The organism is Motilimonas sp. 1_MG-2023, from assembly GCF_030547455.1.
Taxonomy (GTDB): Bacteria; Pseudomonadota; Gammaproteobacteria; order Enterobacterales; family CBDFNC01; genus Motilimonas.
Genome location: NZ_JAUOPX010000370.1, coordinates 1 through 228 on the forward strand (window position 1 = coordinate 1; position 228 = coordinate 228).

Annotated in this window: 1 protein-coding gene; it reads right to left on the minus strand. The window is 40.8% G+C overall.

Going from position 1 to position 228, the window contains the following annotated elements; all coding sequences use genetic code 11:
* Positions 1-41 precede the first annotated feature (41 nt).
* Positions 42-228: beta-N-acetylglucosaminidase domain-containing protein (locus Q4519_RS22330; protein WP_303516188.1), on the minus strand; the 187-nt coding region annotated here is incomplete at its 5' end.

Sequence of the window (228 nt, forward strand, 5' to 3'; positions counted from 1 at the left end):
GTTAAGTATGGCATACTGGCTAATCGGTCCTGCAAGGCACGCTATAATAAAAAATGCCTATTTTTCATGTCTTTAACTGGGTAGTTTGCCCAAATCACGGTTTTTCTGCCTAATTGATCAGAAACTCGTATTAGATCCTCTGGCGGATACGATACCGACCACACGCTTGGGCCAGTCCAAAAAAACTCAAATTTATCAACTTGTTGCTGGCCAATATCTTCTAAATAG